This window comes from Mycobacterium tuberculosis H37Rv (assembly GCF_000195955.2).
Taxonomy (GTDB): domain Bacteria; phylum Actinomycetota; class Actinomycetes; order Mycobacteriales; family Mycobacteriaceae; genus Mycobacterium; species Mycobacterium tuberculosis.
Window position 1 is genome coordinate 1,911,401 of the sequence record NC_000962.3, and the last position, 21,277, is coordinate 1,932,677.

Genomic DNA, 21,277 nt, shown 5'->3' on the forward strand with positions numbered 1-21,277 from the left:
CTATGACGTCCGTCGCCGCAGTGTCACCGCCGCCAGACACAGCGACGCGACCGCGAAACTCAGCACGACGACGACGTCGCGCACCGCGATACCGGTCAGCTCCGGATGCGCACCCACCTGTTGTAGCGCCTCGAGCGCGTAGCTGGCCGGCATCACGTTACTGATCCACTCCAGCCACGTCGGCATCAGTGCCCGCGGGACGATGATGCCGGCGAGCAGCAGCTGCGGCACCATCACCAGCGGGATGAACTGTACGGCCTGAAATTCGGTGCGGGCGAAGGCACTACACAATAGACCGAGCCCGACACCCAAGACGGCGTTGACGATCGCGATCGCGAACACCCACACCGGGCTGCCCGCCGTGTCAAAGCCAAGGAACCAGAACGCCACAATGCAGGCCAGCGTGGCCTGCGCCGCCGCGGCGATCGAGAACGCGGTCCCGTAGCCGGCGAGCAGATCAAGCCGGCGTAGCGGGGTGGTCAGGATGCGCTCCAGCGTTCCCGAAGCCCTTTCGCGTTGCATGGTGATCGCCGTGATCACAAACATCACAAAGAGTGGGAACAGGCCCAGTAGCACCAGGCAAGCGGTGTTGAACCCGGATGGGGTACCGGGGCGATGCGGGACGTTCTCGAACATGAAATACATCAGCGTGATGATCAGGATGGGTACCAGCAAGATCATCGCGACACTGCGGTGATCAGCGGCAAGCTGCCGGAGAATCCGCGCCGTAGTGGCCGTGTAGTTCTGCAGCGTTAGCCGGCCGCGGGCACGGTGGTGGTGCGTCGGACGATGGACAGAAACGCTTCCTCCAGTGATGTGCATCCGGTTTCCTTTCGTAGACGGTGCGGCGTTGTGTGGGCCAGCAGCTGCCCCTGGCGCAGAAGCAACAGATCGCCGCAGCGGTCGGCCTCGTCCATTACGTGGCTGGACACCAACAGCGTGGTGCCACGCCGCGCCAGCGCCGTGAACCGATCCCATAATTCGACGCGCAATACCGGATCCAGGCCGATGGTCGGCTCGTCGAGCACTAGCAGATCAGGCCGGCCGACCAGCGCACACGCCAGCGAGACCCGGGCCCGCTGGCCGCCGGACAGGTTGGCACAACGGGCGGTGCGGTGATCGCGCAGGTCCACCGCTTCGATCACCTCATCGGCGGCTTGCCTGTCGACGCCGCAGAGTTCGGCGAAGTAGCGGATGTTGTCGATCACCCGCAGGTCGTTGTAAATGGTCGGGTCCTGAGGCATGTATCCAACCCGATGGCGTAGTTCGGCTGACCCAGCCGGTTGGCCCAGCACGCTCACCGAACCCGAGGCAATGATTTGGGAGCCAACGATGCAGCGAATCAGTGTTGTCTTGCCCGACCCGGACGGACCGAGCAGGCCGGTGATCGTGCCGCAGGCGACCCGGACCGAAACATCCTGCAGGGCAAGGCGTTTACCACGGATGACGCGCAGCTGGTCGATGATGACCGCGGGGTCGGCACCGTCGCGAAGTAATTCATCACTTGATGAAATCATCATGTGATGAATATCCGCCAGTCGTGCGGGTTTGTCAAGGGCCGGTGCACAATCGTCTCTGATGAACGCTGAGGAACTGGCGATCGACCCGGTCGCGGCCGCGCATCGGCTGCTCGGCGCAACTATTGCCGGACGGGGTGTGCGTGCGATGGTGGTCGAGGTCGAGGCGTATGGCGGGGTGCCCGACGGTCCCTGGCCGGACGCCGCGGCGCACTCTTACCGCGGCCGCAATGGCCGCAACGACGTCATGTTCGGGCCCCCGGGGCGGCTTTACACCTACCGCAGCCATGGGATCCATGTCTGTGCCAACGTCGCGTGCGGGCCCGATGGCACGGCTGCCGCTGTGCTACTTAGGGCCGCCGCCATCGAGGACGGCGCCGAGCTCGCCACGTCTCGGCGCGGGCAGACGGTGCGCGCTGTCGCACTGGCGCGCGGCCCGGGAAACCTCTGCGCTGCCCTCGGAATCACCATGGCCGACAACGGGATTGACTTGTTTGATCCGTCCAGTCCGGTGCGGCTGAGGCTCAACGACACGCACCGTGCCAGGTCGGGGCCGCGCGTTGGGGTCAGTCAAGCCGCTGACCGGCCGTGGCGATTGTGGCTCACGGGTCGACCGGAGGTGTCGGCCTACCGGCGAAGCTCGCGGGCACCGGCCCGGGGAGCCAGCGACTAGAGTCTTGCGGGATGTCTGGCATGATCCTCGATGAGCTCAGCTGGCGCGGGTTGATCGCGCAGTCGACCGACCTCGACACGTTGGCCGCCGAAGCACAGCGCGGGCCGATGACGGTGTACGCCGGCTTCGATCCCACCGCGCCTAGCCTGCATGCCGGACATTTGGTGCCGCTGCTGACGTTGCGGCGCTTTCAGCGCGCCGGTCATCGCCCCATCGTGCTGGCCGGCGGGGCCACCGGCATGATCGGTGATCCACGTGACGTCGGCGAGCGCAGTCTCAACGAGGCCGACACCGTCGCCGAATGGACCGAACGGATCCGTGGGCAGCTGGAGCGCTTCGTCGACTTCGACGACTCACCAATGGGCGCGATCGTCGAGAACAACCTGGAATGGACCGGCTCACTATCGGCTATCGAGTTTCTACGTGATATCGGCAAGCACTTCTCGGTCAACGTGATGCTGGCCCGCGACACCATCCGGCGGCGTCTGGCGGGGGAGGGGATCTCTTACACCGAATTCAGCTACCTGTTGCTGCAGGCCAACGACTACGTCGAATTGCACCGGCGCCACGGCTGCACGCTGCAGATCGGTGGTGCAGATCAGTGGGGCAACATCATTGCCGGCGTCCGGTTGGTGCGCCAGAAGCTCGGTGCCACCGTGCATGCGCTTACCGTCCCCTTGGTGACCGCTGCCGACGGCACCAAGTTCGGCAAATCAACCGGCGGCGGGAGCCTGTGGTTGGATCCCCAAATGACCAGCCCCTATGCCTGGTACCAGTACTTCGTGAACACCGCGGACGCGGATGTGATCCGCTACCTACGGTGGTTCACCTTCTTGTCGGCCGACGAGTTGGCCGAGCTGGAACAGGCGACAGCGCAACGCCCGCAACAACGGGCCGCCCAGCGCCGGCTCGCCAGCGAGCTCACCGTCTTGGTGCATGGCGAGGCGGCGACCGCAGCCGTCGAGCATGCCAGCCGGGCACTCTTCGGTCGGGGCGAGTTGGCCCGTCTGGACGAGGCGACACTGGCTGCTGCGTTGCGGGAAACCACGGTCGCCGAACTCAAACCGGGCAGTCCCGACGGAATCGTCGACTTATTGGTGGCCAGCGGCCTGTCGGCCAGCAAGGGCGCGGCGCGGCGCACGATCCACGAGGGTGGGGTGTCGGTCAACAACATTCGGGTTGATAACGAGGAATGGGTGCCGCAAAGTTCGGACTTCTTGCACGGCCGCTGGTTAGTGCTACGTCGTGGAAAGCGGAGTATCGCCGGGGTGGAACGGATTGGCTGAGCCGAGCCACCACGTCCTCGACGTCCTCGGGTCCCAAGGTGATATGCGACGTGAGCGGCCCATGGAATATCGCTGGGCGGTAGGGGAGGGCCAGCGGGGGATCTTATCTCGAGGGATGGGGTGGGGATGCATCGATAAGCCCCCCGCTGAAGCCTGGGGTTCGACGGGGATCTCAGACTTGGGGGGATTGGGAGGTGATGAGACCCCCGTCGAAGTCTAGTGCGTTGACCTCACTCGGCGGTGTCGCCGGCGTGGAACAACGGGATCGAGTACGTGGTCTCGCTCTCACTAAACAGCTGTGCGTGTGACAACGGGTCATCATCCTTTCATGTGACAGGCGAGCGGCGTTGCGTTGTAGTCGATTTCCACTTCCTGACTTATCTTTGGCGGGTTTGGACTCCGCTGGTATCCCACGACTAGTCGGTGGCCGGGGGAAATGCCGAATCCCGCATCCGGTGGATCGTGAAGTCCACCAATCGGGGGACGATCGGCCCGCGGTGCCCCCCTACCCGGTTAACGCGCACACATTCCACACGAAACGCGTTAGTGTGCAAACCTTTATCCCACTGTGCTGTGAACGTGACTCTTGTTGGCCACTGTTGTCGAGGTGCCTTAAATGACGCAAGTGCGACAACAACGAGAAGCGGGAGATGACGGCACACACACACGACGGGACACGGACCTGGCGAACGGGCCGGCAGGCGACGACGTTGCTCGCGTTGCTGGCCGGGGTGTTTGGTGGTGCCGCGAGCTGCGCGGCGCCGATCCAGGCCGACATGATGGGTAACGCATTCCTGACAGCGTTGACCAACGCCGGCATTGCCTATGACCAACCGGCGACCACGGTGGCGCTAGGCAGATCGGTTTGTCCGATGGTGGTTGCGCCGGGCGGGACGTTCGAATCGATCACGTCCAGAATGGCTGAGATCAATGGCATGTCGCGTGATATGGCGAGTACGTTCACCATTGTCGCGATTGGGACGTATTGCCCGGCGGTGATTGCGCCGCTGATGCCTAACCGGTTACAGGCCTGATAGTTACGGGGCGCAGCAACCCCCGTAACCTCTACCGAGTGGTCGACGACAGGCAAGGGCGCAGGGGCGGGCGACGACCGCGCTCGGCTGCCGCCGACAACCGACCTGCGTTCCGGGATGGGCCCGCGATTCCGCCGGGTATCCACGCCAGGCAACTGGCGCCCGAGATCCGGCGCGAACTGAGCACCTTGGACCGTGCCACGGCCGACGCGGTGGCATGTCACCTAGTAGCTGCCGGCGAGTTGATCGACGACGACCCAGAAGCCGCTCTGCGCCACGCGCGGGCGGCGCGGGTTCGGGCCAGCAGGATCGCCGCTGTGCGCGAAGCTGTCGGAATCGCCGCCTACCGCTGCGGCGATTGGGCGCAGGCGTTGGCCGAATTGCGGGCAGCCCGAAGAATGGGGAGCAAGTCCCCCCTGCTTGCGCTGATCGCGGATTGCGAACGCGGTCTGGGCCGGCCGCAGCGGGCCATCGAATTGGCGCGCGGGTCCGAGGCGGTCGAGCTCAGCGGTGACGCCGCCGACGAGTTGCGCATCGTCGCCGCCGGCGCGCGCGCCGATCTCGGGCAACTGGAGCAGGCGTTGACGGTGTTGTCCACGCCGCAGCTCGACCCGGGCCGTACGGGTTCGACCGCGGCGCGCCTGTTCTACGCCTACGCTGAAATACTGCTGGCGTTGGGCCGTGGCGACGAGGCCCTGCAATGGTTCCTACGGTCCGCGGCGGCGGACATCGACGGCGTCACCGACGCCGAAGATCGGGTAGACGAGCTAGGCGCACGAGAACAGAAATGAAAAGCATTGCGCAGGAACATGACTGTCTGCTGATTGACCTGGACGGGACGGTGTTTTGTGGCCGTCAGCCCACCGGCGGCGCGGTGCAGTCGTTGAGTCAGGTGCGCAGCCGCAAGCTGTTTGTCACCAACAACGCGTCGCGTAGCGCCGACGAGGTGGCGGCGCACTTGTGCGAGCTCGGCTTCACCGCAACCGGTGAGGACGTCGTCACCAGCGCTCAGAGCGCTGCCCACCTGCTGGCCGGCCAGCTGGCGCCGGGTGCGCGGGTGCTCATCGTCGGCACCGAGGCGTTGGCCAACGAAGTCGCCGCGGTCGGATTGCGTCCGGTACGACGCTTTGAGGATCGACCCGACGCCGTCGTACAGGGCCTTTCAATGACCACCGGATGGTCCGACCTTGCCGAAGCCGCGCTGGCCATCCGGGCGGGCGCCCTGTGGGTGGCGGCCAACGTCGACCCCACCTTGCCCACCGAACGGGGCCTGCTGCCCGGCAACGGGTCCATGGTGGCTGCGCTGCGCACGGCCACCGGCATGGACCCCCGAGTGGCGGGCAAGCCCGCGCCCGCCTTGATGACCGAGGCGGTGGCCCGGGGCGACTTCCGGGCGGCACTGGTGGTCGGTGACCGGCTGGACACCGACATCGAGGGTGCCAACGCCGCGGGGTTGCCCAGCCTGATGGTGCTCACCGGGGTCAACAGCGCCTGGGATGCGGTGTACGCCGAACCCGTGCGCCGGCCCACCTACATTGGCCACGACCTGCGCTCGTTACACCAGGACAGCAAGCTGCTGGCGGTGGCACCGCAGCCGGGCTGGCAGATCGACGTCGGTGGTGGTGCGGTAACGGTCTGCGCGAACGGCGACGTCGACGATCTGGAATTTATCGACGACGGGCTATCCATCGTTCGGGCTGTGGCCAGCGCGGTATGGGAGGCGCGGGCCGCCGATCTTCACCAGCGGCCACTGCGCATCGAGGCCGGCGACGAGCGGGCCCGTGCGGCCTTGCAACGCTGGTCGTTGATGCGCAGCGATCATCCGGTGACTAGCGTAGGAACGCAATGACCATCGATCCTGACCAGATCCGTGCCGAAATCGACGCCCTACTTGCTTCGCTGCCCGACCCCGCCGACGCCGAGAACGGACCGTCTCTGGCCGAACTCGAAGGCATCGCACGTCGTCTTTCCGAGGCGCACGAGGTGTTGTTGGCCGCCCTGGAGTCGGCGGAGAAGGGTTGAGTGCGGCGTGGCACGACGTGCCCGCGTTGACGCCGAGCTAGTCCGGCGGGGCCTGGCGCGATCACGTCAACAGGCCGCGGAGTTGATCGGCGCCGGCAAGGTGCGCATCGACGGGCTGCCGGCGGTCAAGCCGGCCACCGCCGTGTCCGACACCACCGCGCTGACCGTGGTGACCGACAGTGAACGCGCCTGGGTATCGCGCGGAGCGCACAAACTAGTCGGTGCGCTGGAGGCGTTCGCGATCGCGGTGGCGGGCCGGCGCTGTCTGGACGCGGGCGCATCGACCGGTGGGTTCACCGAAGTACTGCTGGACCGTGGTGCCGCCCACGTGGTGGCCGCCGATGTCGGATACGGCCAGCTGGCGTGGTCGCTGCGCAACGATCCTCGGGTGGTGGTCCTCGAGCGGACCAACGCACGTGGCCTCACACCGGAGGCGATCGGCGGTCGCGTCGACCTGGTAGTGGCCGACCTGTCGTTCATCTCGTTGGCTACCGTGTTGCCCGCGCTGGTTGGATGCGCTTCGCGCGACGCCGATATCGTTCCACTGGTGAAGCCGCAGTTTGAGGTGGGGAAAGGTCAGGTCGGCCCCGGTGGGGTGGTCCATGACCCGCAGTTGCGTGCGCGGTCGGTGCTCGCGGTCGCGCGGCGGGCACAGGAGCTGGGCTGGCACAGCGTCGGCGTCAAGGCCAGCCCGCTGCCGGGCCCATCGGGCAATGTCGAGTACTTCCTGTGGTTGCGCACGCAGACCGACCGGGCATTGTCGGCCAAGGGATTGGAGGATGCGGTGCACCGTGCGATTAGCGAGGGCCCGTAGTGACCGCTCATCGCAGTGTTCTGCTGGTCGTCCACACCGGGCGCGACGAAGCCACCGAGACCGCACGGCGCGTAGAAAAAGTATTGGGCGACAATAAAATTGCGCTTCGCGTGCTCTCGGCCGAAGCAGTCGACCGAGGGTCGTTGCATCTGGCTCCCGACGACATGCGGGCCATGGGCGTCGAGATCGAGGTGGTTGACGCGGACCAGCACGCAGCCGACGGCTGCGAACTGGTGCTGGTTTTGGGCGGCGATGGCACCTTTTTGCGGGCAGCCGAGCTGGCCCGCAACGCCAGCATTCCGGTGTTGGGCGTCAATCTGGGCCGCATCGGCTTTTTGGCCGAGGCCGAGGCGGAGGCAATCGACGCGGTGCTCGAGCATGTTGTCGCACAGGATTACCGGGTGGAAGACCGCTTGACTCTGGATGTCGTGGTGCGCCAGGGCGGGCGCATCGTCAACCGGGGTTGGGCGCTCAACGAAGTCAGTCTGGAAAAGGGCCCGAGGCTCGGCGTGCTTGGGGTGGTCGTGGAAATTGACGGTCGGCCGGTGTCGGCGTTTGGCTGCGACGGGGTGTTGGTGTCCACGCCGACCGGATCAACCGCCTATGCATTCTCGGCGGGAGGCCCGGTGCTGTGGCCCGACCTCGAAGCGATCCTGGTGGTCCCCAACAACGCTCACGCGCTGTTTGGCCGGCCGATGGTCACCAGCCCCGAAGCCACCATCGCCATCGAAATAGAGGCCGACGGGCATGACGCCTTGGTGTTCTGCGACGGTCGCCGCGAAATGCTGATACCGGCCGGCAGCAGACTCGAGGTCACCCGCTGTGTCACGTCCGTCAAATGGGCACGGCTGGACAGTGCGCCATTCACCGACCGGCTGGTGCGCAAGTTCCGGTTGCCGGTGACCGGTTGGCGCGGAAAGTAGCGGCGCGCCGAAGGTGTTGACTGAATTACGGATCGAGTCGCTGGGCGCCATCAGCGTTGCCACCGCTGAGTTCGATCGCGGCTTTACCGTGCTGACCGGGGAGACCGGCACCGGCAAGACCATGGTGGTGACCGGGCTGCACCTACTTGGTGGTGCCCGGGCCGATGCAACTCGCGTTCGGTCCGGTGCTGACCGTGCCGTTGTCGAAGGGCGTTTTACTACAACCGATCTCGACGACGCGACCGTCGCGGGGCTGCAGGCGGTTCTCGACTCGTCGGGGGCCGAGCGCGACGAGGACGGCAGCGTGATCGCGTTGCGCTCGATCAGTCGCGATGGACCGTCGCGCGCCTACCTCGGCGGCCGCGGTGTACCCGCCAAATCGTTGAGCGGTTTCACGAACGAGCTGCTTACTCTGCACGGGCAGAACGACCAGCTGCGGTTGATGCGCCCGGACGAACAACGTGGTGCACTGGACCGCTTTGCGGCCGCTGGCGAAGCCGTCCAGCGTTACCGCAAGCTGCGGGATGCCTGGCTAACGGCCCGACGCGACCTCGTCGACCGTCGCAACCGGGCCCGGGAACTAGCGCAAGAGGCCGATCGGCTGAAATTCGCGCTCAACGAGATCGACACCGTCGACCCGCAGCCGGGGGAGGACGTGGCGTTGGTCGCCGACATCGCCCGGCTTTCCGAACTGGACACCCTGCGGGAGGCCGCGACTACTGCACGCGCGACGTTGTGCGGGACACCAGACGCGGACGCATTCGACCGCGGCGCCGTCGACAGCCTCGGGCGGGCACGTGCGGCACTGCAATCGAGCGATGATGCCGCGTTGCGGGGGTTGGCCGAACAGGTCGGTGAGGCGTTGACGGTGGTCGTCGATGCGGTCGCCGAGCTCGGCGCCTACCTGGACGAGCTGCCCGCCGACGCCAGCGCGCTGGACGCCAAGCTGGCGCGCCAAGCCCAGCTGCGAACGTTAACCCGCAAGTACGCCGCCGACATCGATGGCGTGCTCCGGTGGGCGGATGAGGCGAGGGCAAGGCTGGCTCAACTCGACGTCTCCGAAGAAGGGCTGGCAGCGCTGGAACGCCGTACCGGTGAGCTCGCCCACGAATTAGGCCAAGCCGCAGTTGATCTCAGCACGATCCGGCGGAAGGCGGCCAAGCGGCTGGCCAAGGAGGTCAGCGCGGAGCTGTCCGCCCTGGCGATGGCCGATGCCGAATTCACCATCGGTGTGACCACAGAGCTGGCCGACCACGGCGATCCCGTCGCCTTGGCCCTGGCGTCGGGCGAATTGGCCCGGGCCGGTGCCGATGGCGTCGATGCGGTCGAGTTCGGTTTCGTCGCACACCGGGGGATGACAGTGCTGCCGCTGGCCAAGAGCGCATCCGGCGGCGAACTGTCCCGGGTGATGTTGTCCCTGGAGGTGGTGCTGGCTACTTCGCGAAAACAAGCGGCTGGCACCACGATGGTGTTCGACGAGATCGACGCCGGCGTCGGCGGCTGGGCTGCGGTACAGATCGGGCGGCGGCTGGCGCGGTTGGCTCGCACCCACCAGGTCATCGTGGTCACCCATCTGCCGCAGGTCGCCGCCTATGCCGATGTGCACTTGATGGTGCAGCGCACCGGGCGCGACGGTGCCAGCGGTGTGCGGCGCCTGACCAGCGAGGATCGGGTGGCCGAGCTGGCACGGATGCTGGCCGGGCTTGGTGATTCCGACAGTGGTCGCGCGCACGCGCGGGAGTTACTCGAGACCGCGCAGAACGACGAGCTCACCTAGCAAGGCTGTGACTGAAGTGATGTCATATAACTTGTGAGGCTAATGTTACGGCGCGCCTCCACGCACCTGCCCAGCTTCACCGCCAGAATCCCCCCATGAGGATGTCAGCGCTTCTGTCCCGTAACACCTCCCGGCCGGGCCTGATCGGCATCGCCCGGGTCGACCGGAATATCGACCGATTGCTGCGTAGGGTCTGTCCCGGCGACATTGTGGTTCTCGACGTCCTGGATCTGGACCGCATCACCGCCGATGCACTGGTGGAAGCGGAGATCGCCGCCGTGGTAAACGCATCGTCGTCTGTCTCGGGCCGCTATCCGAACCTCGGTCCAGAGGTGTTGGTCACCAACGGTGTCACGCTGATCGACGAGACCGGACCGGAGATTTTCAAAAAGGTCAAAGACGGTGCCAAGGTTCGCTTGTATGAAGGCGGGGTGTACGCCGGCGACCGCCGGCTGATCCGCGGTACCGAGCGTACGGATCATGACATCGCCGACCTGATGCGGGAGGCCAAGAGCGGGTTGGTCGCCCACTTGGAGGCGTTCGCCGGCAACACAATTGAGTTCATCCGCAGTGAAAGCCCGCTATTGATCGACGGCATCGGGATTCCCGATGTCGACGTCGATCTGCGGCGTCGGCACGTGGTGATCGTCGCCGACGAACCCAGCGGACCCGATGACCTGAAGTCCCTCAAGCCGTTCATCAAGGAGTACCAACCGGTGCTGGTTGGTGTGGGCACCGGCGCGGACGTGTTGCGCAAGGCGGGGTATCGCCCGCAGCTCATCGTCGGCGACCCTGACCAAATCAGCACCGAGGTGCTCAAGTGCGGTGCCCAGGTGGTGTTGCCCGCCGACGCCGATGGACACGCGCCGGGCCTGGAGCGAATCCAGGATCTCGGTGTCGGCGCCATGACATTCCCGGCCGCGGGCTCGGCGACGGATCTGGCCTTGTTGCTGGCCGACCATCATGGCGCGGCGCTACTCGTCACCGCCGGCCACGCTGCCAACATCGAGACGTTCTTCGACCGCACGCGTGTGCAAAGCAACCCTTCGACCTTCCTCACCAGACTCCGGGTAGGGGAGAAGTTGGTGGACGCCAAGGCGGTGGCCACGCTCTACCGCAACCACATCTCGGGCGGCGCCATCGCATTGCTGGCACTGACCATGCTGATCGCCATCATCGTGGCACTGTGGGTATCCCGCACCGACGGCGTGGTCCTGCATTGGATCATCGACTACTGGAACCGATTCTCACTTTGGGTGCAGCACTTGGTCTCCTAGGTTTTCTTGGACGGTGGGTTCATGATCTCGTTGCGTCAACATGCGGTCTCACTGGCTGCGGTCTTCCTGGCGCTGGCCATGGGCGTAGTGTTGGGTTCCGGCTTTTTCTCCGATACTTTGCTGTCCAGCTTGCGTAGCGAGAAGCGGGACCTCTACACGCAGATCGACCGACTCACCGATCAGCGGGATGCACTTCGCGAAAAGCTCAGCGCGGCAGACAATTTCGATATCCAAGTAGGCAGCCGAATAGTGCACGACGCGCTAGTCGGCAAGTCGGTGGTCATCTTCCGCACCCCGGATGCCCACGACGACGATATCGCTGCGGTGTCGAAGATCGTGGGACAGGCCGGCGGTGCGGTCACCGCAACGGTCTCATTGACCCAGGAGTTCGTCGAAGCCAACTCCGCCGAGAAACTGCGCTCAGTGGTGAACTCGTCCATTCTGCCGGCCGGTAGCCAGTTGAGCACCAAACTCGTTGACCAAGGTTCCCAAGCCGGCGACCTGCTCGGCATCGCCTTGCTGAGCAACGCCGACCCGGCGGCGCCGACTGTCGAGCAGGCGCAGCGGGACACTGTGCTGGCGGCACTGCGCGAAACCGGCTTCATCACCTATCAGCCCCGCGACCGCATTGGGACGGCAAACGCCACGGTGGTGGTCACCGGCGGAGCGCTCTCTACAGACGCCGGCAACCAGGGGGTCAGCGTGGCTCGGTTCGCCGCGGCGCTGGCGCCGCGCGGGTCTGGCACGCTGCTTGCCGGCCGGGACGGTTCGGCGAACCGACCCGCCGCCGTCGCCGTGACCCGCGCCGATGCCGACATGGCGGCCGAAATCAGCACCGTTGACGACATCGACGCCGAGCCCGGACGAATCACCGTGATCCTTGCCCTGCATGACCTGATCAACGGAGGCCACGTGGGGCACTACGGCACCGGTCACGGGGCGATGTCAGTCACGGTTTCCCAGTAGGCCCGCGTTAGGGCGTGTTCCCCGCGGTGAGGCGCCGTGGATGTTAGGGTGGGTTTCCGTGGGTCGGCAGGCCCAGCAAGGCCAGAGAAATCTTGGCAGCGTCAAGAACAGCCCTGCCCGTCTTCACGGAGGTCGCTCAGTGCGAAAGCACCCGCAAACCGCTACCAAGCACCTCTTCGTCAGCGGCGGCGTTGCTTCCTCGCTCGGCAAGGGACTGACCGCCAGCAGCCTAGGACAATTGTTGACGGCTCGTGGGTTACACGTCACGATGCAAAAGCTCGACCCGTACCTCAACGTCGACCCGGGTACCATGAACCCGTTCCAGCACGGCGAGGTCTTCGTGACCGAGGACGGTGCCGAAACCGATCTCGACGTCGGCCACTACGAACGGTTCCTCGATCGCAATTTGCCCGGCTCAGCGAATGTGACTACCGGGCAGGTGTATTCAACGGTGATCGCGAAGGAGCGCCGCGGCGAATACCTGGGCGACACCGTGCAGGTGATCCCCCATATCACCGACGAGATAAAACGGCGCATCCTGGCGATGGCCCAACCGGACGCCGACGGTAACCGCCCGGACGTGGTCATCACCGAAATCGGGGGCACTGTCGGCGATATCGAGTCACAGCCCTTCCTGGAGGCAGCGCGGCAAGTCCGGCACTATCTCGGCCGGGAGGACGTGTTTTTTCTGCACGTGTCGCTGGTGCCCTACCTGGCGCCGTCGGGTGAGCTCAAAACCAAGCCAACACAGCACTCGGTGGCCGCACTGCGCAGCATTGGGATTACCCCGGACGCGTTGATCCTGCGCTGCGACCGCGACGTTCCCGAAGCGCTGAAAAACAAGATTGCGTTGATGTGTGACGTCGATATCGACGGCGTTATCTCCACCCCGGACGCGCCCTCCATCTACGACATACCCAAGGTATTGCACCGCGAGGAGCTCGATGCGTTCGTGGTGCGCCGACTCAATCTGCCGTTCCGCGACGTCGATTGGACCGAATGGGACGACCTGCTGCGCCGGGTTCACGAACCACATGAGACAGTGCGAATTGCTTTGGTGGGCAAGTACGTCGAATTATCCGACGCTTACCTCTCGGTTGCCGAGGCATTGCGTGCCGGCGGATTCAAGCACCGGGCCAAGGTCGAGATCTGTTGGGTGGCATCCGACGGTTGTGAAACGACCAGTGGTGCCGCGGCGGCGCTCGGCGATGTGCATGGGGTGCTCATTCCGGGCGGATTCGGCATCAGGGGCATCGAGGGCAAGATCGGTGCCATTGCATACGCGCGGGCGCGCGGGTTGCCGGTGTTGGGGCTGTGCCTCGGTTTGCAGTGCATTGTGATCGAGGCCGCGCGATCGGTCGGTCTCACCAACGCCAATTCGGCCGAATTTGATCCCGACACACCAGATCCCGTTATCGCCACGATGCCCGATCAAGAAGAAATCGTGGCCGGCGAGGCGGATCTGGGCGGTACCATGCGTCTCGGGTCCTACCCCGCCGTGTTGGAGCCGGATTCGGTTGTTGCCCAGGCATACCAAACTACCCAGGTGTCCGAGCGGCATCGCCACCGGTACGAGGTCAACAACGCGTACCGAGACAAGATCGCCGAAAGCGGCCTGAGGTTTTCCGGGACGTCACCTGACGGACACTTGGTAGAGTTCGTCGAGTATCCGCCGGATCGGCATCCGTTCGTTGTCGGCACCCAGGCCCACCCCGAGTTGAAGAGCCGACCCACCCGGCCGCACCCACTGTTTGTCGCATTCGTCGGGGCAGCCATCGATTACAAGGCGGGTGAGTTGCTGCCTGTCGAGATCCCCGAGATCCCCGAGCACACACCCAACGGTAGCTCCCATCGGGACGGCGTGGGCCAGCCGCTACCGGAACCTGCGTCTCGTGGCTGAGCATGATTTCGAGACGATATCGTCGGAAACCTTGCATACGGGAGCCATTTTCGCATTACGTCGGGACCAGGTGCGGATGCCTGGTGGGGGTATTGTGACGCGTGAGGTCGTCGAGCACTTCGGTGCCGTAGCCATTGTGGCGATGGACGACAACGGCAACATCCCGATGGTTTATCAGTACCGCCACACCTATGGTCGGCGGCTTTGGGAACTGCCCGCGGGGTTGCTCGACGTCGCTGGGGAGCCACCTCATCTCACGGCCGCCCGGGAGCTGCGGGAGGAGGTCGGGCTGCAAGCCAGCACCTGGCAGGTGCTGGTCGATCTGGACACCGCGCCGGGCTTCAGCGACGAATCGGTGCGGGTCTATCTGGCCACCGGACTGCGCGAGGTGGGCCGGCCCGAAGCCCATCACGAAGAAGCCGACATGACGATGGGGTGGTATCCCATTGCCGAAGCGGCTCGCCGGGTGCTGCGTGGCGAAATCGTCAATTCCATTGCCATTGCCGGTGTTTTGGCCGTGCACGCGGTGACGACCGGGTTCGCCCAGCCACGCCCACTCGATACCGAATGGATCGACAGGCCAACGGCGTTCGCCGCGCGGAGAGCCGAGCGATGAAGACGCTGGCACTGCAATTGCAGGGCTACCTCGACCATCTGACGATCGAACGAGGTGTCGCGGCAAACACATTGAGCTCCTACCGACGTGATCTGCGCCGCTACTCCAAGCACCTGGAAGAACGAGGGATTACCGATCTGGCCAAGGTCGGCGAGCACGACGTCAGCGAGTTCCTGGTGGCATTGCGGCGCGGGGATCCTGATTCCGGCACGGCGGCGTTGTCCGCGGTGTCGGCGGCACGGGCGCTGATCGCGGTGCGCGGGCTGCATCGCTTCGCTGCCGCAGAAGGGCTGGCCGAACTGGACGTGGCGCGCGCCGTCCGGCCACCGACGCCGAGCCGGCGATTGCCTAAGAGCCTGACAATCGACGAGGTGCTATCGCTGCTCGAAGGTGCGGGCGGCGATAAACCGTCCGACGGCCCGCTGACGCTGCGAAACCGTGCGGTGCTGGAACTGCTGTACTCGACCGGGGCGCGGATCTCCGAGGCCGTCGGCCTTGACCTCGACGACATCGACACCCACGCCAGATCGGTGTTGTTGCGCGGCAAGGGTGGTAAGCAGCGGCTGGTTCCGGTGGGACGCCCGGCAGTGCACGCGCTGGACGCCTATCTGGTGCGGGGACGGCCCGACTTAGCGCGGCGGGGCCGCGGAACGGCGGCGATCTTTCTCAACGCGCGCGGCGGCCGGTTGTCACGGCAAAGCGCGTGGCAGGTTCTGCAGGACGCGGCCGAGCGTGCCGGCATCACCGCCGGTGTTTCGCCGCATATGTTGAGGCATTCGTTCGCCACGCATCTGCTGGAGGGTGGCGCCGATGTCCGGGTGGTGCAGGAATTGCTGGGGCACGCCTCGGTGACCACGACGCAGATCTATACCCTGGTCACCGTCCATGCACTGCGCGAGGTGTGGGCGGGAGCTCACCCGCGGGCACGCTAAGCGATGACCGTCACTAGCGGTAGCGGTTGCTGGTCACTTGGCTCGCCCGCGACACAGAGGTTGCGCCTCTCGCTCATGGATCGTCTTCGTCGCTGTCGTGCAGGAGTTTTTCGGGGTGAAAGTAACTGTTGGTGCGGGGTTGTCCATGGTCGAGGTGGGCTGGGGGAAGCCATTCGGTGGTGCCGTCTTTGCGTTTGCGGGTGATCCAGCCCCCGGTGGTGGCCAGTTGGTGGTGGGGGCCGCAGCCCTGGGTGAGTTCGTTGATGTCGGTTTCTTGGCATTGGGCGAAGTCCGTCACATGATGCACCTCGGTGAGATAGCCCGGTACGTCGCAGTTGGGGAACGAGCAGCCGCGGTCCTTGGCGTAGAGGACGATTCGCTGTCCGGGTGAGGCTAGCCGCTTGGTGTGATAGAGGGCCAGCTCGCGGCCGTGGTCGAAGATACGTAGGTAGTGGTTGGCGTGGCTGGCCAGCCGGATCACGTCGCTCATGGGCAGCAGGGTGCCGCCGCCGGTCAGCGCGTGGCCGGCGCGTGATTGCAGTTCGGTCAGGCTGGTGGACACGATGATGGCCGCGGGTAGCCCGTTGTGTTGGCCCAGCTCCCCCGAGCACAGCAGGGCCCGCAGCGCGGCCAGCAGGCCGTCGTGGTGGCGTTGGCCGGCGCTGCGGGTGTCGGCCTCGATCGCGGCCTGTGACGGGGTGCCGGCCAGGCAGGGGGTGTCATCGGCGGGGTTGGCCATGCCGGGGGCGGCCAGCTTGGCCAACACGGCGTCGACGGTGGCGCGGGCTTCGGGGGTCAGGTAGCCGCTGATCGCCGACATGCCGTCGGGGCCTTGGTTGCCCAGGATGATGCTGCGGCGGCGGGCGCGGTCGGTGTCGTTGTAGTTGCCGTCGGGGTTCAAACAGTCGGCGAGTTTGGTGGCTAGTTTGTGTAGTTGGTCGGGGCGAAACCGGCCGCCTAGGGTGGCCAGCTCGGCTTCGGCTTTCTCCCGGGTGGGTAGGTCCACATGGTGGGGTAGCTGGTGCAGGAAGCAGCGGATGACCTGCACGTGGGCGGGGCCGAGGTGGCCGGCGCGTTGGGCGGCGGCGGTGGCGGTCAGCAACGGGGGCAGGGGTTGGCCGGTTAGCGTGCGGCGTGGGCCCAGGTCGGCGGCTTCATGGATGCGTCGGGATGCTTCGCCGCGGCTGATGTGTAGCCGTTCGGCCAGGGCGAAGGGTAGTTTGCCGCCCAGTTCGGTTTGGTCGGTTTGGTCGGCGAGTTTGTTGATGAAGGGGTGTTCGGCGGCGGGTAGGCGCCGACGGATCTTTTCGCAGCGCTGCAGCATTGCCAGGCATTCCGGGATGGTCAGGTCGTCAGGGGAGACCTTCAGGACCCGGTTAAGGGCGGTGTCGAGGTTGTCGAACGCGGCGACGGCCTCCTCCCGGCTACTCGAATACATGTTCGAATACTATCACGGTTAGCCGGCCGATGCCATGCTGATTGTGGGTTAATCCAATGTGGTGCAGTTGAATTCAGGAGCATCGCCAGCCGCGAGGCCACGCCTATTCGGCGAGCATAATGGTCGGCTCGGAGACATCCAGCAACATGAGGCGATGAAGACATCACGTGCGATGGGTGGTCACGGTGGGCAGCTCTGACGCGCTGTTTCGCGTAGTCGACGGCGTGCAGGTAGCCCCGGCCTTGACACGTTCCGGCCCGCTCAAGCGAGTAGTCCGCGGATGTCGTCGACGGTGGGTACGGAGCCGAAGGCGTTGCCGTCGTCGACGACGCTGGCGAATAGGTTTGAGGTCCAGCCCGAAGCCGCGGGCTTGAGGCTGATGAGGAAAACCGGCGCGTTGCGCTCGTTGAACTGCTGGATCACATTGGGGCGTCATCGAGGTCGATCGACGGATACATCAGGGAATGCATGGCCGCACCGTATCGACTCGGTCTGACAGCCATCCGCAGCCACACCGCAACCGCACGCGATGACCAATCGACGACTAACCGTCGACTAACCCAGGTATTCGGACTCCAATACCAAGTCGGGCACCAGGGTCTGGTATTCGAGGTGCGTCTTGTGCTCAATGGTGTTCCATGACATGCCTTGTTGCCGGCGCATATATGCACGGTACTTCGGCGCGCCGGGCACCCTGACATTGTCGGCAACCACGATCGAGCCCGGGTGCAACCAGCCCCGGTCTAGGATGCTCTGCAGATCGGGCAGGTAAGCCTTCTTGTCATGGTCGAGGAACACAAAATCGAGTGTGCCAGTTGCGAATCCGTGCTCGGTTAGCGCGTCCAGGGTGCGCCCACCGTCGCCGATGGTGCCGACCACGCACACCACCCTGTCATCGACGCCGGCATGCGCCCATATTCGCCGGGCGTTGCTGGCGTTGGCTTCGGCGAGTTCGACGGAGTACACCCTGGCCTCCGGAGCGGCCCGGGCGATCCGCAGCGCGCCGTAGCCGAGGTAGGTGCCCAACTCCAGCGCCAATGCCGGGTCGGCGCGCCGAACCGCCGCGTCGAGCAGCGTCCCTTTCTCGTCACCGACGTTGATGAGCATCGACTTCTCATAGGCGAACTTGTCGATGGTGGCCAGCACGTCGTCGATGTTGCCGGCCCCGGCGTGGGCGAGGACATAGTCGACGGCCGCCGCTTCGCGTCCATCACCGATCTGGCCCGTCGTGGTGATATTGCGGATCCCGGCCGCCATCCGCCAGACCGACCACCGCAACGGGGCAATGCGCGCTTTGCGAATCATCGCTCGCTAGCTTACGCACAGATTTCGCGGACCTGCGGGCACCTGGTTCACCTGCTGACACTGGCTCGACGACGACCGCACTTCGGAGTTTGGGCCGCGCGTGGATTTTCATTGCAAGCCTGGCCATACCGCGGCCGAGCTGCTGACGAACCCCGACGACCTGGCAGTGAAAACCAAAGCTGCGGCGGCTCTGCCGGCGCTGGGTGACGAGCCAACCCACGGCGAGCAGCACGAACCATAGCGGGAACCACGCCAACGCGGTTGCGGTTTCGGTTTCGGTGGTAAGTGTCCAGATCACGAACGCGAAAAACACCAGCACGGCCCAGCACATCACCACGCCACCGGGCATCTTGTACACCGAGTCGGTGTGACGCTGTGGGTGTCGGCGACGGTAGACGAGGTAGCTGATGATGATCATTGCCCACACAAACATGAACAGCAGGGATGAGACCGTCGTGACGAGTGTGAACGCCCCAATCACCGACCGACCGGCATAGAGCAGCGGGATGGAGGTCAGCAGTAGCGGAGCCGTCAGCAGCAGGGCGGGTGCGGGCACGCCGCCGCGATTGAGTTGGTGGAAAGCGGCCGGAGCGTGGCCTTCGTCGGCGAGGCCGAAAAGCATTCGCCCGGTGGAGAAGAAGCCGGAGTTCGCTGACGAGGCCGCTGCGGTGACCACGACGAAGTTGACGACCGACGCCGCAGCGGCAAGTCCGGCTAGGGAGAACATCGTCACAAACGGGGACTCGCCACTGGCGAACTGCCGCCACGGCACGACGGCCAGGATCGCCAGCAGGGCACCGATGTAGAACACCGCGACCCGCAACGGCACGGCATTGATCGCGCGGGGAAGGGTGCGGCGCGGGTCCGCTGTCTCAGCCGCGGCGGTGCCAACGAGCTCCACACCGATGTATGCGAAAAACGCGATCTGAAAGCCACTGACCACGCCCAGGAAACCCGTTGGGAAGAACCCGTTGTCGTTCCACAGGTTCTCGATGGTCGCGTGCACACCATGAGGGGAGACGAAGTTGGTTGCCACCAGGATCGCGCCGACGGCGATGAGGCACACGATGGCAGCGACCTTGATCAATGCGAACCAAAACTCCAGCTCCCCGAAGTGGCGGACGCTGAACAAATTGACAGCGAGAATCAGGGCGACCGTGACCAGGGCCGGGACCCAGATTGGCAAGCCGGGCCACCAAAACCTGGCATAGCCGGTGATCGCGACGAGGTCTGCGATCCCGGTGACCACCCATGCGAACCAGTACGACCACCCCACGAAAAAGCCCGCCGCCGGGCCCCGGAGGTCGGCGGCGAAGTCAACGAACGACTTGTAGTTCAGGTTCGACAGCAGCAGCTCGCCCATCGCGCGCAACACAAAAAACACAAAAAACCCAATGATCCCGTAGACCACCATGACCGCCGGACCGGCGAGCGAGATCGTTCGCCCAGATCCCATGAATAGGCCGGTGCCGATCGCGCCTCCAATCGCGATCAACTGAATATGGCGGTTGGCAAGGTCCCGACGCAGGTGCGGCTGGGTGTCTGTCGGGTCGGCAGCCGCGATATCGTCCGGCATATATGGCGTCCTCGAGTTCTGGGGTAGGGAAGGCCTCGCGTTATCCGGCAAACGGCGGCCGGGACATCACCGTAACCCGGAACCCGTAGCGGGGACCCGCACCCCCCGTACCGGTGCCCGAACCGGCTAGCGGCATGCCGCCCAACAGGTTTCCCGCCGCACCGGCCTCCGGTTGCTCGACGATATCGCTGACCAGGGGTGCGGAGGCCGAACCCACGGTCGGGGCTAGGCTCGGACTGGCCCCTGCCCAGTTGGGCGGCAGCGATAACTTGCCGATGGTGGCCGCGTTGCCTAGACCCGCGGATACGGGTCCGGTACCGCCAACCGCGGCGCCGACGGCCGCCGGCGCCGCGGCGGCAGCTTCGGCGGCCTCGGGACCGATCCATCCCAGCGCCCGCCACGATGTAATAAGGCTGTTGCCAATACCAATGGCGAAATATGGCAAACCCACGGTGTTGTAAAACAGCTGTGATATCGGCAGATACCAGTTGATGAACCATTCCAGCCACCCCGGGGTCGCGGCGGCGGTCAACGCGGACGACAGGGGCGAGGTGAGGCCCAGCAGCGTGTTGGGCAAGTGGGCGATCAGCTCCGCTATTGCGCTCTGCGCCGCGCCGGCTGAGGTGCCGGCGGCTTTGGCGACTGCGGACAACTGCGTCGCCGCGGCGGATGGGCTGGTGGTGTTCGGCGGCGGGGCAAACGGCGTCACTTTGGTCGCGGTCGCCGAGGAGCCCGCGTAACCGTACATGGCCATGGCGTCTTGGGCCCACATTTCAGCGTATTGAGCTTCGGTGGCCGCGATTGATGCGGTGTTTTGACCGAACACGTTATGCGTGACCAGCGACGTGAGCCGCGCGCGATTGGCCGCGATCAGCGGCGGGGGCACAATGGCGGCAAACGCGGTTTCGTAAGCGGCCGCCGCCGCACGCGCCTGACTGGCTGCCTGCTCAGCTTGGATGGCGGTGGCTCGCATCCACGCCACATACGGGGCGACCGCTTCGACCATCAACGTCGACGCCGGACCCAGCCATTCTTCGGTTTGCAGCGTCGTGATCACCCGCTCGTAGCCGACGGCGGCCACACTGAGCTCGGCGGCCAGCCCGTTCCACGCGGACGCTGCGGCAACCATCGGTGCCGAGCCCGGGCCGCAATACATGCGCCCGGAGTTCACCTCCGGTGGCAACGCCCCAAAATCCATCGCTATGAACTCCTTACCTCGTC

The 21,277-nt window shown here is 65.3% G+C and carries 20 protein-coding genes, 1 other RNA gene and 1 other annotated feature; of the genes, 14 read left to right on the plus strand and 7 right to left on the minus strand.

Features of this window, described 5'->3' with window-relative positions; all coding sequences use genetic code 11:
* Both Rv1686c and Rv1687c read right to left on the minus strand, forming a co-directional pair.
* Window positions 1-681 carry an ABC transporter permease gene (locus tag Rv1686c; RefSeq protein NP_216202.1) on the minus strand — a complete coding sequence of 227 codons (681 nt, stop codon included), beginning with the start codon at window positions 679-681 and terminating at the stop codon, window positions 1-3.
* A gap of 71 nt (window positions 682-752) precedes the next feature.
* Window positions 753-1,520 (minus strand): ABC transporter ATP-binding protein, encoded by a 768-nt coding sequence (locus Rv1687c; protein NP_216203.1) that lies wholly within the window; start codon window positions 1,518-1,520, stop codon window positions 753-755.
* Window positions 1,521-1,578: 58 nt separating this feature from the next.
* On the opposite strand from Rv1687c, the gene mpg reads away from it, so the two are divergent.
* Window positions 1,579-2,190, plus strand: a complete 612-nt coding sequence (gene mpg, locus Rv1688) for a 3-methyladenine DNA glycosylase (RefSeq protein ID NP_216204.1) — start codon at window positions 1,579-1,581, stop codon at window positions 2,188-2,190.
* 11 nt (window positions 2,191-2,201) lie between these two features.
* The gene (gene tyrS, locus Rv1689) at window positions 2,202-3,476 is read left to right on the plus strand and encodes a tyrosine--tRNA ligase (protein NP_216205.1); all 1,275 of its coding nucleotides are present in this window, start codon (window positions 2,202-2,204) and stop codon (window positions 3,474-3,476) included.
* Between the two features lie 85 nt (window positions 3,477-3,561).
* Here the strand turns inward: tyrS and G2 are convergent.
* A non-coding RNA gene (gene G2 / locus RVnc0010) (Putative small regulatory RNA) lies at window positions 3,562-3,790 on the minus strand.
* A 336-nt stretch (window positions 3,791-4,126) separates the two neighbouring features.
* On the opposite strand from G2, the gene lprJ reads away from it, so the two are divergent.
* From lprJ to Rv1701, 12 genes are all read left to right on the plus strand, one after another.
* Window positions 4,127-4,510: a lipoprotein LprJ gene (lprJ, locus tag Rv1690; protein ID NP_216206.1), complete on the plus strand. Its 384-nt coding sequence runs from the start codon at window positions 4,127-4,129 to the stop codon at window positions 4,508-4,510.
* 38 nt (window positions 4,511-4,548) lie between these two features.
* Window positions 4,549-5,301 (plus strand): hypothetical protein, encoded by a 753-nt coding sequence (locus Rv1691; protein NP_216207.1) that lies wholly within the window; start codon window positions 4,549-4,551, stop codon window positions 5,299-5,301.
* Window positions 5,298-6,359 (plus strand): phosphatase, encoded by a 1,062-nt coding sequence (locus Rv1692; RefSeq protein ID NP_216208.1) that lies wholly within the window; start codon window positions 5,298-5,300, stop codon window positions 6,357-6,359. The genes Rv1691 and Rv1692 overlap by 4 nt, the downstream gene beginning before the upstream one ends.
* On the plus strand, window positions 6,356-6,532 hold the full coding sequence (locus tag Rv1693) for a hypothetical protein (protein ID NP_216209.1): 177 nt from the start codon (window positions 6,356-6,358) through the stop codon (window positions 6,530-6,532). Before Rv1692 ends, Rv1693 begins: the two co-directional genes overlap by 4 nt.
* A gap of 7 nt (window positions 6,533-6,539) precedes the next feature.
* Entirely contained in the window at window positions 6,540-7,346 is an 807-nt protein-coding gene (gene tlyA, locus Rv1694) for a 16S/23S rRNA (cytidine-2'-O)-methyltransferase TlyA (protein NP_216210.1), read from the plus strand.
* Entirely contained in the window at window positions 7,346-8,269 is a 924-nt protein-coding gene (ppnK, locus tag Rv1695; RefSeq protein NP_216211.1) for an inorganic polyphosphate/ATP-NAD kinase, read from the plus strand. Before tlyA ends, ppnK begins: the two co-directional genes overlap by 1 nt.
* Before the next feature lie 13 nt (window positions 8,270-8,282).
* The gene (gene recN, locus Rv1696; RefSeq protein NP_216212.1) at window positions 8,283-10,046 is read left to right on the plus strand and encodes a DNA repair protein RecN; all 1,764 of its coding nucleotides are present in this window, start codon (window positions 8,283-8,285) and stop codon (window positions 10,044-10,046) included.
* A gap of 95 nt (window positions 10,047-10,141) precedes the next feature.
* Complete coding sequence (locus Rv1697) at window positions 10,142-11,323, plus strand: hypothetical protein (RefSeq protein ID NP_216213.1); 1,182 nt, start codon at window positions 10,142-10,144, stop codon at window positions 11,321-11,323.
* A 21-nt stretch (window positions 11,324-11,344) separates the two neighbouring features.
* Window positions 11,345-12,289, plus strand: coding sequence for a copper transporter MctB (gene mctB, locus Rv1698; RefSeq protein ID NP_216214.1), 945 nt, complete (start codon window positions 11,345-11,347; stop codon window positions 12,287-12,289).
* A gap of 139 nt (window positions 12,290-12,428) precedes the next feature.
* Window positions 12,429-14,189 (plus strand): CTP synthase, encoded by a 1,761-nt coding sequence (gene pyrG / locus Rv1699; protein ID NP_216215.1) that lies wholly within the window; start codon window positions 12,429-12,431, stop codon window positions 14,187-14,189.
* Complete coding sequence (locus Rv1700) at window positions 14,182-14,805, plus strand: NUDIX hydrolase (protein NP_216216.1); 624 nt, start codon at window positions 14,182-14,184, stop codon at window positions 14,803-14,805. Before pyrG ends, Rv1700 begins: the two co-directional genes overlap by 8 nt.
* A complete protein-coding gene (locus tag Rv1701; protein NP_216217.1) occupies window positions 14,802-15,737 on the plus strand; it encodes a tyrosine recombinase XerD in 936 nt (311 codons plus the stop codon). The genes Rv1700 and Rv1701 overlap by 4 nt, the downstream gene beginning before the upstream one ends.
* A 73-nt stretch (window positions 15,738-15,810) precedes the next feature.
* Here Rv1701 and Rv1702c read toward each other — a convergent pair whose 3' ends face one another.
* From Rv1702c to PPE22, 4 genes are all read right to left on the minus strand, one after another.
* Window positions 15,811-17,175, minus strand: coding sequence for a hypothetical protein (locus Rv1702c; protein NP_216218.1), 1,365 nt, complete (start codon window positions 17,173-17,175; stop codon window positions 15,811-15,813).
* Window positions 15,818-17,189: a repeat region (REP-6, len: 1372 nt. REPI125, member of REP13E12 family.), on the plus strand. (Overlaps the previous gene by 1,358 nt.)
* A gap of 541 nt (window positions 17,190-17,730) precedes the next feature.
* Window positions 17,731-18,480, minus strand: coding sequence for a methyltransferase (locus Rv1703c; RefSeq protein ID NP_216219.4), 750 nt, complete (start codon window positions 18,478-18,480; stop codon window positions 17,731-17,733).
* Window positions 18,386-20,056 carry a D-serine/alanine/glycine transporter protein CycA gene (cycA, locus tag Rv1704c; protein ID NP_216220.1) on the minus strand — a complete coding sequence of 557 codons (1,671 nt, stop codon included), beginning with the start codon at window positions 20,054-20,056 and terminating at the stop codon, window positions 18,386-18,388. Before cycA ends, Rv1703c begins: the two co-directional genes overlap by 95 nt.
* 40 nt (window positions 20,057-20,096) lie before the next feature.
* Entirely contained in the window at window positions 20,097-21,254 is a 1,158-nt protein-coding gene (PPE22, locus tag Rv1705c) for a PPE family protein PPE22 (protein YP_177827.1), read from the minus strand.
* Window positions 21,255-21,277: the final 23 nt, after the last annotated feature.

Bases quoted from the DNA above. Each gene is read 5' to 3' on its own strand.
- Rv1686c (NP_216202.1), bottom strand. From the start codon at position 681: ATGATCTTGCTGGTACCCATCCTGATCATCACGCTGATGTATTTCATG.
- Rv1687c (NP_216203.1), bottom strand. From the start codon at position 1,520: ATGATGATTTCATCAAGTGATGAATTACTTCGCGACGGTGCCGACCCC.
- mpg (NP_216204.1), top strand. From the start codon at position 1,579: ATGAACGCTGAGGAACTGGCGATCGACCCGGTCGCGGCCGCGCATCGG.
- tyrS (NP_216205.1), top strand. From the start codon at position 2,202: ATGTCTGGCATGATCCTCGATGAGCTCAGCTGGCGCGGGTTGATCGCG.
- lprJ (NP_216206.1), top strand. From the start codon at position 4,127: ATGACGGCACACACACACGACGGGACACGGACCTGGCGAACGGGCCGG.
- Rv1692 (NP_216208.1), top strand. From the start codon at position 5,298: ATGAAAAGCATTGCGCAGGAACATGACTGTCTGCTGATTGACCTGGAC.
- Rv1693 (NP_216209.1), top strand. From the start codon at position 6,356: ATGACCATCGATCCTGACCAGATCCGTGCCGAAATCGACGCCCTACTT.
- Rv1697 (NP_216213.1), top strand. From the start codon at position 10,142: ATGAGGATGTCAGCGCTTCTGTCCCGTAACACCTCCCGGCCGGGCCTG.
- mctB (NP_216214.1), top strand. From the start codon at position 11,345: ATGATCTCGTTGCGTCAACATGCGGTCTCACTGGCTGCGGTCTTCCTG.
- Rv1701 (NP_216217.1), top strand. From the start codon at position 14,802: ATGAAGACGCTGGCACTGCAATTGCAGGGCTACCTCGACCATCTGACG.
- Rv1702c (NP_216218.1), bottom strand. From the start codon at position 17,175: ATGTATTCGAGTAGCCGGGAGGAGGCCGTCGCCGCGTTCGACAACCTC.
- Rv1703c (NP_216219.4), bottom strand. From the start codon at position 18,480: ATGATTCGCAAAGCGCGCATTGCCCCGTTGCGGTGGTCGGTCTGGCGG.
- cycA (NP_216220.1), bottom strand. From the start codon at position 20,056: ATGCCGGACGATATCGCGGCTGCCGACCCGACAGACACCCAGCCGCAC.
- PPE22 (YP_177827.1), bottom strand. From the start codon at position 21,254: ATGGATTTTGGGGCGTTGCCACCGGAGGTGAACTCCGGGCGCATGTAT.